14 protein-coding genes are annotated in these 12,933 nt (G+C 71.4%); 4 read left to right on the top strand and 10 right to left on the bottom strand.

The features are described 5' to 3' along the window. Positions 1 to 137 precede the first annotated feature (137 nt). Positions 138 to 587: a carboxymuconolactone decarboxylase family protein gene (locus tag AB0G02_RS17470; RefSeq protein WP_360795015.1), complete on the bottom strand. Its 450-nt coding sequence runs from the start codon at positions 585 to 587 to the stop codon at positions 138 to 140. Between the two features lie 82 nt (positions 588 to 669). On the opposite strand from AB0G02_RS17470, the gene AB0G02_RS17465 reads away from it, so the two are divergent. Continuing rightward, positions 670 to 1,539: a sigma-70 family RNA polymerase sigma factor gene (locus AB0G02_RS17465; RefSeq protein WP_360795012.1), complete on the top strand. Its 870-nt coding sequence runs from the start codon at positions 670 to 672 to the stop codon at positions 1,537 to 1,539. Positions 1,540 to 1,541: 2 nt separating this feature from the next. Here the strand turns inward: AB0G02_RS17465 and AB0G02_RS17460 are convergent, their stop codons facing one another. Then, positions 1,542 to 3,263, bottom strand: coding sequence for a glycerol-3-phosphate dehydrogenase/oxidase (locus AB0G02_RS17460; RefSeq protein ID WP_360795018.1), 1,722 nt, complete (start codon positions 3,261 to 3,263; stop codon positions 1,542 to 1,544). A gap of 187 nt (positions 3,264 to 3,450) precedes the next feature. Here AB0G02_RS17460 and AB0G02_RS17455 point away from each other — a divergent pair, with 187 nt between their 5' ends. After that, entirely contained in the window at positions 3,451 to 4,191 is a 741-nt protein-coding gene (locus AB0G02_RS17455) for an MIP/aquaporin family protein (protein WP_360795009.1), read from the top strand. 14 nt (positions 4,192 to 4,205) lie between these two features. Next, positions 4,206 to 5,711 (top strand): glycerol kinase GlpK, encoded by a 1,506-nt coding sequence (gene glpK, locus AB0G02_RS17450; protein WP_360795006.1) that lies wholly within the window; start codon positions 4,206 to 4,208, stop codon positions 5,709 to 5,711. Between the two features lie 46 nt (positions 5,712 to 5,757). On the opposite strand, the gene AB0G02_RS17445 is transcribed toward glpK, so the two are convergent. Continuing rightward, positions 5,758 to 7,161 (bottom strand): NAD(P)H-quinone dehydrogenase, encoded by a 1,404-nt coding sequence (locus tag AB0G02_RS17445; protein ID WP_360795003.1) that lies wholly within the window; start codon positions 7,159 to 7,161, stop codon positions 5,758 to 5,760. 148 nt (positions 7,162 to 7,309) lie between these two features. Between AB0G02_RS17445 and AB0G02_RS17440 the strand changes: the two genes are divergently transcribed. After that, positions 7,310 to 7,759 carry a gamma-glutamylcyclotransferase family protein gene (locus tag AB0G02_RS17440; protein WP_033429064.1) on the top strand — a complete coding sequence of 150 codons (450 nt, stop codon included), beginning with the start codon at positions 7,310 to 7,312 and terminating at the stop codon, positions 7,757 to 7,759. 41 nt (positions 7,760 to 7,800) lie between these two features. On the opposite strand, the gene AB0G02_RS17435 is transcribed toward AB0G02_RS17440, so the two are convergent. The 7 genes from AB0G02_RS17435 to AB0G02_RS17405 form a co-directional block, all read right to left on the bottom strand. After that, a complete protein-coding gene (locus AB0G02_RS17435) occupies positions 7,801 to 8,718 on the bottom strand; it encodes a DUF559 domain-containing protein (protein ID WP_360794999.1) in 918 nt (305 codons plus the stop codon). 130 nt (positions 8,719 to 8,848) lie between these two features. After that, complete coding sequence (locus tag AB0G02_RS17430) at positions 8,849 to 9,643, bottom strand: ESX secretion-associated protein EspG (RefSeq protein ID WP_360794996.1); 795 nt, start codon at positions 9,641 to 9,643, stop codon at positions 8,849 to 8,851. Then, positions 9,643 to 10,935, bottom strand: coding sequence for a PPE domain-containing protein (locus AB0G02_RS17425; RefSeq protein ID WP_360794993.1), 1,293 nt, complete (start codon positions 10,933 to 10,935; stop codon positions 9,643 to 9,645). The genes AB0G02_RS17430 and AB0G02_RS17425 overlap by 1 nt, the downstream gene beginning before the upstream one ends. A 27-nt stretch (positions 10,936 to 10,962) precedes the next feature. Then, complete coding sequence (locus AB0G02_RS17420; RefSeq protein WP_360794990.1) at positions 10,963 to 11,340, bottom strand: transcriptional regulator; 378 nt, start codon at positions 11,338 to 11,340, stop codon at positions 10,963 to 10,965. A gap of 114 nt (positions 11,341 to 11,454) precedes the next feature. Further along, on the bottom strand, positions 11,455 to 12,042 hold the full coding sequence (locus AB0G02_RS17415; RefSeq protein WP_360794987.1) for a DUF3558 domain-containing protein: 588 nt from the start codon (positions 12,040 to 12,042) through the stop codon (positions 11,455 to 11,457). Positions 12,043 to 12,048: 6 nt separating this feature from the next. Further along, complete coding sequence (locus AB0G02_RS17410; protein WP_360794984.1) at positions 12,049 to 12,489, bottom strand: GNAT family N-acetyltransferase; 441 nt, start codon at positions 12,487 to 12,489, stop codon at positions 12,049 to 12,051. A gap of 11 nt (positions 12,490 to 12,500) precedes the next feature. Beyond that, a partial coding sequence (locus AB0G02_RS17405) for a hypothetical protein (protein ID WP_360794981.1) occupies positions 12,501 to 12,933 on the bottom strand: 433 nt, incomplete at its 5' end.

Raw genomic sequence — 12,933 nt, 5'->3', positions numbered from 1 at the left:
ACCTTCCCCCCGCCCCACCGGCCCCGGCGGGTGGGCGCCGGGGTCACGGTCCCCGCCGCCCGGCCCGCCCCGCCCTCCCCCCCGCGCGGGCCCCCACCCCCGCGGCCCCCGCGTCGCCGTCGCCGGGGGCACCCGGCTCACCAGGTCTTGCCGGCCTGCTCCCGGACCGCGCGGTTGACCCGGTTGAAGAAGTTGGTCAGCGCGACGTCCAGGATGATCGCGGACAGCTGCTGCTCGTCGAAGTGCTCGGCGGCCGCGGCCCAGATCTCGTCGGTCACGCCCTCCGCCCCGTCCTGGACCCGGGTGGCCGCCTCGGCCAGCGCGAGCGCCGCCCGCTCCGGCTCGGTGAAGAACGGCGTCTCGCGCCACGTCACCACGTTGTGCAGCCGCTCGTCGGTCTCGCCGCGCTTCTTCGCCGCCGTCACCCCGGCGAACACGCACGGGCTGCACCCGTTGATCTGGCTGATCCTCAGGTGGACCAGCTCCAGCACCGAGGCGTCGACCCCACCGGAGTGCATCACCCGGTAGAGCTTCCCGATCGCCGCGGTCACGTCGGGGTTCGCCGGGCTCGTCATGCGTGCTTCCATCGGTCCTGCTCCTCGTCGGTTACCTGTGCCCTTCCGGGCTCGTCATCACCCATGACGGAGCAGCACCGAGGAAGGTAACGACATGTCCGGAACAGACCCGGTGGCGGAGCGGTTCGAGGCCCACCGCGACCGGCTGCGGGCGATCGCCCACCGCGTGCTCGGGTCGCACGCCGACGCCGAGGACGTGGTCCAGGAGGCCTGGTTCCGGCTCTCCCGGCAGGACGCCGCGTCCATCCACAACCTCGGCGGCTGGTTGACCACGGTGGTCGGCCGGATCAGCCTGGACGTGCTGCGGTCGCGCCAGGCCCGGCCCGAGGCGTCCTACGACGACGGGCTGCCCGACCTCGTGGTGACCGCGGACGACGGCCCCGCGCCGGAGGACGACGTGGCGCTCGCGGACTCGGTCGGCCTGGCGCTGCTCGTCGTCCTGGACTCGCTCGGACCGGGCGAACGGCTGGCGTTCGTGCTGCACGACCTGTTCGCGGTGCCGTTCGACGAGATCGGGCGGATCCTCGGCAAGTCGACCGACGCCACGAAGATGCTCGCCAGCCGGGCCCGCCGCAAGGTGCGGGCGACCGAACGCCGGACCTCCGCCGGGCGCGAGCAGCGCGAGGTCGTCCGGGCCTTCCTCGCGGCGGCCCGCCACGGCGACTTCGAGGGGCTGCTCCGCGTCCTCGACCCCGACGTGGAGCTGACCGTCGACCGCTCCGAGGGCGTGGTCGTCGTCCTCGGGGCCACCACGGTCGCCACCCGCGCCCGGTTCGCCGCGCGCGCGGCCTCGGTGGGACGCCCGGTGCTGGTCGACGGCCTGCCCGGCGTCGTGTCCTGGAAACCGGACGGCACCCCGCTCTCCGTCATGGCGTTCACCGTCGCGGACGGCCGGATCAAGGCCATCTCGATCCTCAACGACCCGGCCAAGCTGGCCGCGCTGGACCTGCCGGACCCGGTGTGAGGTCAGCTGACCGGTTCGGTGATCTCCGGTCGGGCCTCCGGCGCGGACGACCGCACGGCGTCCGCCGCCTGGTCGTCCGGCTCCGCCTGCGACGCCCGCTCCGCGTCGACCCGCGCGGTGTACACCGACACCTCGTGCGCGACGCGGGCGTCGTCCCAGCCGTGCACGCGGGCGATCAACCGGGCCACCGGCAGGGCGCACTCCACGCCCCGGTGCGGGTACTCGATCGAGATCCGGGTGCGCCTGGTCAGCACGTCCTCCAGGTGCAGCGCGCCCTCGTGCGACGCCGCGTAGACGACCTCGACCTGCAGGTAGTCCGGCGCACCGGGCACCGGCTTCAGCAGCTCGCCGTCGGCCGACTCCAGCACCTCGTGCACCAAGGACCCGTACCGGTCCAGCAGGTGCCTCACCCGGTAGGGGTGCAACCCGTACCGCGCCGCCAACTGGTCGGCCTGGTTCACCAGCGCGTGGTAGCCGTCCGCCCCGACCAGCGGCACCTTGTCCGTGATCGACGGCTGGAGCCGCCCCGGCAGGTCGACCGACGCCGCGTCCACCGCGTCGGCCCCCATCACCCGGTACGTCGTGTACTTCCCGCCGGCGATGGCGACCAACCCCGGCGCCACCCGCGCCACGGCGTGCTCGCGCGAGAGCTTCGACGTCGACTCGCTCTCCCCGGCCAGCAACGGCCGGAGCCCGGCGTACACGCCCTCGATGTCGTCGTGCGTCAGCGGCGTCGCCAGCACCGCGTTCACGTGCTCCAGGATGTAGTCGATGTCCTTGCGCGTCGCCGCCGGATGGGCGAGGTCGAGGTTCCAATCGGTGTCGGTCGTTCCCACGATCCAGTGATTTCGCCAGGGGATCACGAACAGCACCGACTTCTCGGTCCGCAGGATCAGCCCCGACTCGGACACGATCCGGTCCCGCGGCACGACGATGTGCACGCCCTTCGACGCGCGCACCCGGAACCGGCCGCGACTGCCGGACAGCCGTTGCAGCTCGTCGGTCCACACCCCGGTCGCGTTGATCACCGCGTGCGCCCGCACGGACGTCTCGCGCCCGTCCTCCACGTCGCGCACCCGCACGCCGGACACCCGGTCCGCCTCCCGCAGGAAGCCCACGACCTGCGTGGACGTCCGCACGACCGCCCCGTAGTGCGCCGCCGTCCGCCCGACCATCATGGTGTGCCGCGCGTCGTCGGCCTGCGCGTCGTAGTACCGGATGCCGCCGATCAGCGCGGACGGCTTCAACGCGGGCACCAGCCGCAGCGCACCGGCCCTGGTCAGGTGCTTCTGCCCCGGCACGGACCGCGCGCCGCCCATCGTGTCGTACATCAACAACCCGGCCGCGGTGTACGGGCGTTCCCACCCGCGGCGCGTCAACGGGTAGAGGAACGACACCGGCTTGACCAGGTGCGGAGCGAGGCGGGTCAACATCAGTTCGCGTTCCCGCAGCGCCTCGCGGACCAGCCCGAACTCCAGCTGCTCCAGGTACCGCAACCCGCCGTGGAACAGCTTGGACGACCGGCTCGACGTGCCCGACGCCAGGTCCCGCGCCTCGACCAGGGCCACCCTCAGACCACGGGTCGCGGCGTCCAGGGCGGCGCCCACGCCGACCACGCCACCGCCGATGATCACCAGGTCGAAGGTCTCCGCGCCGAGGCGTTCCCAGGCCTCCGAGCGTTCGAGCGGTCCCAGCCGGCCCGCGGTGGCGGGGTGCTTGCGCATGACCACGAACGCCTCCCTGATGCACGACTCGACTGGCCAGACCAGGACTGACTCGACCACGTTACCCGCTGGTACGCCACCCGTGGACAACCGAACAGGTCGGAACTAGCGTCATTCCACATCGTGGGGTGGGCAGCGCCGCCGGACCCGGACCGTGCTGCCTCCTGTGAACGTGAGGAGGTGGCGAGTGGGCAATGCCTCGATCTTCGTGTGGGAAGCGCTGGGCACCGGGATCCTGATCCTGTTGGGTGCGGGTGTCGTCGCCAACGTCGTCCTGAAGGACACGTTGGGAAACACCGGCGGATGGCTCCTGATCAACATCGGCTGGGGTTTCGCGGTCTTCGCGGGCGCCAGCATCGCCGCGCCGAGCGGTGCTCACCTCAACCCCGCGGTGACGCTGGGCCTGGCGATCGCGGACAAGACCCCGTGGGCCCAGGTCCCCGTCTACTTCGCCGGCCAGCTGGTCGGCGCGTTCGTCGGCGCCGTGCTCGCCTGGTTGACCTACAAGCTCCAGTTCGACGCGCACGACGACCCGGCGGGCACGCGCGGCATCTTCTGCACCGCCCCGACCATCCCGCGGGCCGGCTGGAACCTGCTCACCGAGGTGATCGGCACGTTCGTGCTGGTCGCGTGGGTGCTGCTGAGCCCGGCCGCGAAGGAGATGGCCGACGGCGTGCCGCAGCTGGGCAACTCCGCCCTCGGCTACGCCGGCGTCGCGTTCGTCGTCATCGGCATCGGCGCCTCGCTCGGCGGACCCACGGGGTACGCCATCAACCCGGCCCGCGACCTCGGACCCCGCATCGCCTACGCGATCCTGCCCATCCGCGACAAGGGCAGCGCCGAGTGGGGCTACGCCTGGGTGCCGGTGGTCGGCCCGCTGGTCGGCGGCGCGCTCGCCGCACTCCTGTACCTGGCTCTCCCGGTCTGAAAGGACTCCAGCGCATGACGAAGTACGTGGCCGCGATCGACCAGGGCACGACGTCGACCCGGTGCATGGTCTTCGACCACTCGGGCCGGGTGGTCTCCGTCGACCAGAAGGAGCACCGGCAGATCTTCCCGCAGGCCGGGTGGGTCGAGCACGACGCCGACGAGATCTGGACCAACACCAGGCAGGTGGCCGCCGGCGCGTTGGCCAAGGCCGACCTGACCACCGCCGACATCGCCGCCGTCGGCATCACCAACCAGCGCGAGACCGCACTCGTCTGGGACCGGACGACCGGCAAGCCGGTCTACCACGCGATCGTCTGGCAGGACACCCGCACCGACCGGATCTGCCAGGAGTTGGCCTCCCTCGGCGGCGGCCAGGAGCGGTACCGGGACAAGACCGGCCTGCCGCTGGCGACGTACTTCTCCGGCCCCAAGGTCCGCTGGATCCTGGACAACGTCGAGGGCGCCCGCGCCAAGGCCGAGGCCGGTGACCTGCTGTTCGGCAACATGGACACCTGGGTGCTGTGGAACATGACCGGCGGGGTGGACGGCGGCGTGCACGTCACCGACCCCACCAACGCGTCCCGCACGCTGCTGATGGACCTCGACACGCTGAGCTGGGACGAGGGCATCGCGGCCGACATGGGCATCCCGCTGTCGATGCTGCCGGAGATCCGCTCGTCGTCGGAGGAGTACGGCAAGGTGCGCGAACGCGGCGCGCTGGCCGGCGTGCCGATCGCGGGCATCCTGGGCGACCAGCAGGCGGCCACGTTCGGCCAGGCGTGCCTGTCGCCGGGCGAGGCCAAGAACACCTACGGCACCGGCAACTTCGTGCTGCTCAACACCGGCACGGACAAGGTGATGAGCGAGAACGGCCTGCTCACCACGGTCTGCTACAAGATCGGCTCGAACGACCCGGTGTACGCGCTGGAGGGCTCGATCGCGGTGACCGGGTCGCTGGTGCAGTGGCTGCGCGACAACCTCGGCATGATCTCGACGGCCGCCGAGATCGAGGAGCACGCCCGCACGGTCGAGGACAACGGCGGCGCGTACTTCGTGCCCGCGTTCTCCGGCCTGTTCGCGCCCTACTGGCGGTCGGACGCGCGCGGCGCGATCGTCGGCCTGACCCGGTTCGTCAACAAGGGCCACCTGGCCCGCGCGGTGCTGGAGGCGACGGCGTTCCAGACCCGTGAGGTGATCGACGCGATGAACGCCGACTCGGGCGTGCCGCTGAAGTCGTTGAAGGTCGACGGCGGCATGGTCGTCAACGAGCTGCTGATGCAGTTCCAGGCGGACGTCCTGGGCGTGCCGGTGATCCGCCCGGTGGTCAACGAGACGACCGCGCTCGGCGCCGCCTACGCGGCCGGTCTCGCGGTCGGGTTCTGGGAGTCGGAGGACGACATCCGGCAGAACTGGGCGCAGGACAAGCAGTGGGACCCGGCGATGGACGACGAGACCCGCGCGAAGACCTACGCGCAGTGGAAGAAGGCCGTGACCAGGACCTTCGACTGGGTCGAGTAGTCCCGCGGGGGCGTCGCCCGTCCCGGCGGCGCCCCCTTCCCGGTTCTCAGTCCAGGTCGTCGTGGCGCATGAGCTGGCGGCCGGCCTCGGTGATCGAGCCGGTCAGCGACGGGTAGACGGAGAACGTGGTGGCCAGGTCGTCCACCGTGAGCTGGTTCTGCACGGCCAGCGTGATCGACAGGATCAGCTCGCTGGCGTTCGGCGCGACGACGACGCCGCCGATCACCACACCCGTCGCCGGGCGGCAGAACAGCTTCACGAACCCGCGTCGCAGGCCCTCCATCTTGGCCCGCGGGTTGGTGGCCAGCGGCAGCATGATCGTGCGCGCGGGCACCTCGCCGGAGTCGATCGCCTGCTGGCTGATGCCGACGCTGGCGATCTCGGGGTTGGTGAACACGTTCGCCGCGACCGTCTTGAGCTTGATCGGGCTGACGCCCTGGCCCAGCGCGTGCCACATGGCGATGCGGCCCTGCATGGCGGCGACGCTGGCCAGCAGCAGCAGGCCCGTGCAGTCGCCCGCCGCGTAGACGCCGGAGATGTTGGTGCGCGACACCCGGTCGACCGGGATGTACCCGCCGCGGCCCAGCTCGATGCCGATCTTGTCCAGGCCGATGTCGGCGGTGTTCGGGACCGAGCCGACCGTCATCAGGGCGTGGCTCGCCTCGATCGTGCGACCGTCTTCCAGGTGAATCAGGACGCCGTCCCCGACGTTCTCGACGCGCTCCGCGCGGGCGTGCTTGACCACCGCCGTGCCGCGTTCCGCGAAGACGTCCTCCAGCACCACGGCCGCGTCGGCGTCCTCGTGGGGGAGCACCCGGTCGCGGCTGGAGACCATGGTCACCTTCACGCCCAGCTCGGTGTACGCGGAGGCGAACTCCACACCGGTGACACCCGAGCCGATGACGGCCAGGTGCTCGGGCAGCTCCGGGAGGTCGTAGATCTGCCGCCAGGTGAGGATGCGCTTGCCGTCGGGCTCGGCGCCGGGCAGCACGCGGGGGGTCGCGCCGGTGGCGATGAGCACCACGTCGGCCGGGAGGACTTCCTTCGCGCCGTCCTCGGTGACCGCCACCACCTCGTGCTGGGCGAGCCCGGGGGCGTTGTCGCAGAACTTGCCGGTGCCGTTGATGATCCGCACGCCCTCGCGCTGGAGGCGGGCCCGGACGTCGGCGGACTGCGCGAGCGCAAGGCCCTTCACCCGTCCGTGGACGACCGGCAGCTCGACCGCCGCTTCCGCGTTGTTCGTGCGAATGCCCAGCTCACCGGCGTTGCGGAAGGCGCTGCGGCCTCCCGCGGAGGCGATGAACGTCTTCGAGGGCACGCAGTCGTAGAGCACGCAAGCGCCGCCGACGCCCTCGCGTTCCACGATGGTCACGTCGGCCCCGTGCTGGGCCGCGACCAGTGCCGCCTCGTAACCTGCGGGGCCACCGCCCATGATGACGATGCGGGTCACGACACGTCCTCCTCGTGGTTGTCGGTGCTGCTCGCGCCGCTGTTTGCGCCGCTGGCAGCCGGTGGTAACCGTACGCGGTCGGGTGTCGGGGTGTGTCGTCCGGTCTTCTGGTCCCTCACGATGATCGCGAGGTCGCTAGGCTGTCGTCGTGCCGCTCTATGCCGCGTACGGGTCCAACATGGACCCGAACCAGATGATGGAGCGAGCCCCCTACTCCCCGATGGCGGGGACCGGGTGGCTCGCCGGATGGCGTCTGACGTTCGGTGGCGAGGACCTGGGCTGGGAGGGCGCGCTCGCCACCATCGTCGAAGACCCCGACTCGCAGGTGTTCTGCGTGCTCTACGACGTGAGCCCGCGCGACGAGTCCCGTCTCGACCGCTGGGAAGGCGCGCTCGGTCTCTACAAGAAGATCCGCCTGCGCGTCCAGACCCTGGAGGGCTCGGTGACGGCCTGGCTCTACGTGCTCGACGCCTACGAGGGCGGACTGCCCTCGGCCCGCTACATCGGCGTCGTGGCCGACGCCGCCGAAGCCGCGGGCGCCCCGGACGACTACGTGGCCGACCTCCGAACCCGCCCCTGCCAGGGCATAGGCCCCTAACCCCGACCCCGCGCGTGTCCTACCTCCAGAACGCGCGTGTCCTACATCCGGAACGCGCGTGTCCTACGTTCAGGACTGCTGAGTTGAACGCTCAGGTGCCTGAACAGCTCGGTGGGATCCCGCAGGTCCGAAGCGCCGGCCCGGAGCACCTTCCACCCGCGTCGGCGCAGGTCTTCGTCACGGGCTCGGTCGGCCTGCGCCTTGTCGACGTGGGCCGCGTAGCCGTCGTACTCCAGCGCCACCCGTGCCTCCGGCCAGGCGAAGTCCAACCGCCAGATCTCGCGGCCGTCGAGGTCGCGGATGGAGTACTGCGGCTCGGGCAGGGGGAGGCCTGCTTCGGCGATGATCAGCAGGAGCGTGCTCTCGGCCGGTGACTCGGGCAGTCCCGTCGCGAGGTCGAGGAGGAACACGCCCTGTCGCTTGCCCCGGTAGTCACGGCGGGTCGCGATGCGCATCGTGAGATCGGCCTTGAGCTCGGCTCGTTGCGGCGGGGGAAGTGCGCCCAGCGCTTGATCGGCGCAGGCCAGTGCGGTGGACCGATGCCGGGCTCGGCACAGGAGGTCGGCAAGGGCGCAGTCGAGCGCCAGAGTGCACAGGCCCTCGACCTCGACCACGTCCGCCGGGTCGTACTGGTTGTAGTGCACGGCGACGTCGGGGCGGGGTCGAAGCCTGCGGTCGTGTGCCAGGAGGATGTGGATCCGGTTGGTCTCGGCGGCGGTGCAGCCGTGCAGCCAGACCGCCGTGTGACTGGTCAGCACCGCGTCCGGACCGGCCATCAGCAGCGCGGCAGCGGCACGCGTGCGGGTGTCCGCCATCCGTTCCCGCTGGATGACGACCGTTCGGCAGTAGCTGACCAGCCGGCCGTCGCTGATGGCTCGGCGCAGGGCTTGCACGCCCAGGTGGTCGTGAAGTCGCGTGCGCGGGTAGGCGCCGTGGAGGCCGGGAGGTAGTTCGATCATGTGAGAACCGAGTGCCGGGACCCCCGGTTCCGTACATCATTCACCCGATCGTGCGGCCGAGACGACCTGAGCGTTCAACTCGGGTGTTCTGAGCGTAGGACACGCGCGTTCTGGAGGTAGGACACGCGGGTTAGGCGGAGGTGAGGGATTCCAGGTGGTGGAGGAGGCGGCGGGCGTCCACGGGGGAGACGGTGCTCCACGGTTGTTGGCCCGGGGTGGCCCGGCGGAGCTGGATGTAGCGGCCGTGCGGGTTGTCGAAGAACGACACGACTCCCTCCTGGCGGACGCGCCTGCCCCACTTGTCACGGCTCGCGCGGCCGAACTGGCCGCGGTTGCCCGCGTCGCGGAACATGTCGGCCAACGTGCGGGCGTCGTCCGGCCGGATACCGCGAGCGACCAGGGCGTTCAGCAGGTCGTCCGGGGTGTTCGAGGTCGCCGCGGCGGCGTCCAGGTCCGCGCTCGGCAACGTCACCGAGTGCCCCGGACCCGCGGACAGCGGCGGCAGCACGGACAGCGCCTCCCGGGGCAGGCCCTCGGCGGACGCCGGGCGCAGGGTGAGCTGGTCGTGCGCCAGCACGGCCAGGACGCCGGACGAGCCCTTGGACGCGGCCAGCACGCGGACGCTGTGACCGAGCCACAGCCTGCCGTCCACCTCCTCCTGCGGCCGGTTCAGCAGGTGCAGCAGGTCTTCCAACCCCGGGTCCAGCGACGCGGGACGACCCAGACCACGACGGTCCAGGTCGGCCCACGCCCGCTGCTCCAGCTCGGCCCGCTCGGAGTGCGTCTTGCCCGGTGACGGCACCTTCAGCACCAGCGGCAGGGTCTCCAGCCGCAGGTGCTCCCACAGCACGTCGAACTCCAGCGCCGAGATGGTCACCGGTTCGCGCAGGTCGCTGTCGCCCAAGTCCAAGCCGAACGTCGTCATCAGTGGGTGGTGCTCTCCCCGATCACCGGAGGCGAGATGATCCCGCCGACACCGTAGATGTCGTCGGTCTCCCGCAGGTAGTCGGCGGCGTCGTGCGTGGCGTCCTCCTCCTCGTCCGCACGGCCACCGCCCAGGCCGCCGAACGGGTCGAACGCCGACTGCGCCGGCCCGCCCACGGTCCGCTTGTGCACGGTGTCGTTGTTGGCGAGGTGCGCCGCGCCGGGCATCGCGCCCGGTGACACGCCCGGTGCGGCCGTCGCCGCGTGCTGGGCGTTGGCCGTCGCGAACGCGCCGAACTCCGTGGAGCTCACCGACGTCGTGCCGCTGGGCAGCGGACCGCCGCCCGGCTGCGACTGCTGGTTGGCGCCGGGGTTGACCTGCTGCCCGTTCGTCGTGTCCGGTGCGGCGGAGGGCGACGAACCCGACTTGCGCCGGTCCTGCTGACCGCCCGAACCGCCGATCACGCCACCCGGCCCGAACCCGGACGAGCCGGAACCCGAACCCGTGCCGGCCGGCGGTAAGGCGGCTGACGAAGGTCTGGTCGACCCGGACGTGCCCGCCCCGGACGTACCCGTCGAGCCGCCGAACGACGGCTGGGCCGCGGGACGCTGCTGCGGCGCACCGCCGCGCCAGCCACCACGACCACCGCGCCAGCCACCGCGACCGCCCCAGCCGCCACGCCCGCCGCGCGGACCGCCGTAACCCCACCCGGGGCCGGACACGCCACCCACGTCGTTGCGCGCCACGTCCGAAGCGTTGATCACCAGCTGCGGCGGCTGGTGGAACTGCCCCAGCGTGCTGGTGTTGGAGGTGGTGCTGGAGGCGTAGGTCGTCATGACCTCACGCGCGCGCTGCTCGGCCGCGTTCTGCGCCTTCTCCTGCTGCTCGTAGTCCGTCTGGCCACCGACCAGGTGGGTCAACGCGCTGACGAGCGTGTTCGGCTCCTCGGCGGTGACCTTCACCGGCGGCGGCATGTCCGCTCGGGCCTTGGCGATGTGGTCGGCCTGCAACTCGGCCGAGATGCGCATCACCTCCGCGCCGGAACGGGCGTCGTCCGCCCACGCGGCCAGCGGGTTGATGCCCGACCGCGCGCTGTCGGCGGCCGAGCCCTCCCAGGTCGCCCCGGAACGCATGACACCGGCGTGCAACTCCGCGTTGATCTCGGTCAACGCGGCGGAAACGCCCTGCCACCGCTCCATCGAGGCGTGCGAGGCCTGCGGCCCCGGCCCGGAGTTGATCTGCTCGTACAGCTCTTCGTGGCTGTAACCGCTCCAGCGGTGTCCATCGGGCATGAACTTCCCCTTGCCTGCGCCGGGCGCTCAGCGGCTGCCCTGCTGTCCCATCAACCCGGTGTTGTCTTCTTCGATGGACTGGTACTGCTGCTCGACCACGTTCAGCGCGTCCATGGCCGCCTTGAGCTGCCGCTGGTAGTTCTCCAGCGCGATCAGCGCCGAGTCTCCCGACTCGAGCGACCGCTCGTTGAACTTCTCGGCCGCCTCCTGGCTCACCGGGTCGCCCGCCCAGGGGCGGACCCTCACCTCGGTGATGGCCATCTCGATCTGCTCGTCGAGCTTGGTGAGCGCACCGGCGAACGCGCTGCGCAGGCTCGGGATGGCGCTGGGCTCCACGTTGAGCGTGTGGGACAGGGGTGGTGGTGAGCCCGTGTCAGCGCCGTGGCCGCGGTCTTCCGACGGCATGGGCAACCTCCCGCCTTCCTCGTTCCCGACGCGCGTGGTCCTCGTCGCGCAGGGTCACTCTAGCCACACGGTCCGACAGCGGGGAGTGGGTGGAGCGGACATCCCCCGCGTGGATCAGCGCCGTTGCAGCAAACCGGCTACCGCCGCTTCTGCCACCCGTTGCGCTCCCTGGCACAGAGTGTCCTGCTTCGCCGCTGTTTCGTTACCGCCGTCGCGGAACATCACGTCGAGGAACTGCCCCTCCGCGACGTCCACCTCGACGTTGCACACGTGGTCCATGCCCGGTGTCCGCACGATCAAACCCGGAAAACCGGAGATCGTCGTCTGCTGGACGTGCACCTGGGCGTTCTCGCTGAGCCACACGCCCACGCCCTCCACTGTGACGAGCGCGAGCCGCACCACGTTCCCACTGATGTTGCTGCGCATGGTGCACGCCTTCGCGTTGCCGAAGCCCGATTCAACATAGGCGCTGGGCGGGTTGTCCAGGCTCAGCTCGATGCGCTGCTCGGGCGTCAGGACCGCGCACGGGTCCCGATTGTCCAGCCGCACTTCACGGGGCCTCAGCGGCAACGACGGGGCGGTCGTCGTCGTGGCGGGCAGCGGTTCGTCCACCCGACCGTCGGCCTTGTTCTCCGGGGCGGGCGTGCAGGCGGCCATCGCCATCGCGCACAGCGTGGCGGTGAGCACCTGAGCAGCCCTCATGGACACCTACCGTAGCCGGGTCCACATGCCCAGTGGACCCTCGGCTGTGAAGCCGCACTTCTCCGCGACGCGTCGCGCTGCGCCGTCCGGGGGTCTGGCCGTGACGAGCGGGAGGTCCAGGAACCCGAAGCCGAACCGCAGCACGCTGGCTGTCGCGTGCGTCGCGATGCCCTTGCCGCGCAGGTCGGGCGTGGTCCAGCAGGTGAGCTCGCCGGCCCGGGTCAGGGCGATCACGCCCACGGCCGTTCCGGTGAGCTGGTCGCACACGGCCCAGGAGCACGACTCTTCGGTGTGCCACTGCTCGGCGCGTTCCGCGATGTGCGCGCCCGCGGCGGCGAGGTCGGGGAACAGGCCGCCGCCCACCAACGCCACCCGGTCGTCGATCCGGTCGTCGGCGCGGAGTTGGCGCAGGTAGAACTCACCCGCGTTGATCTCGACGGCCTCCATGGGCCGGGAGACTAGTCCGTGACGAAGCCGTCGTACCGCCCGGCCAGCTCTTCGAGCAGCCCGCGGTGGGCGCTCGCGGGCTGGTCATCGGGTCCGGAGATCAACTCCACGACCCAGTCGGCGTCCTCGGCGTCGTCCTCGCCGGCCAGCAGGTCCTTGTGCACCGCGCACGGCGCCCAGCCGGCCGCACCCAGCTCCCGCGCGGCTTCCTCGGCGTCGTCGCGGTCGTGCAGGACCAGCAACAACGACCCGGAGGGCCCGGCCGGACCGGTGCCGGAGCCGTCCTCCAGCAGGCCGCGCGACGACAACGCGCCGTGCAGCGCGGGGAAGTCCGGCGTGTGCACCGCGTCGAGGCCGACCGTGCGCGCCGCCCGCGCGTTCTCCTCGTTGTCGTCGCAGAACAACGTCCCCGACGGGGAGTGCTGGAGCACCCGCAGCGCGCGC

It is taken from the genome of Actinosynnema sp. NPDC023658 (assembly GCF_040639995.1).
Classification (GTDB): Bacteria; Actinomycetota; Actinomycetes; order Mycobacteriales; family Pseudonocardiaceae; genus Actinosynnema.
Note: the sequence above shows the minus strand (reverse complement) of the source record. Positions and strands in the feature narration are given on the sequence as shown.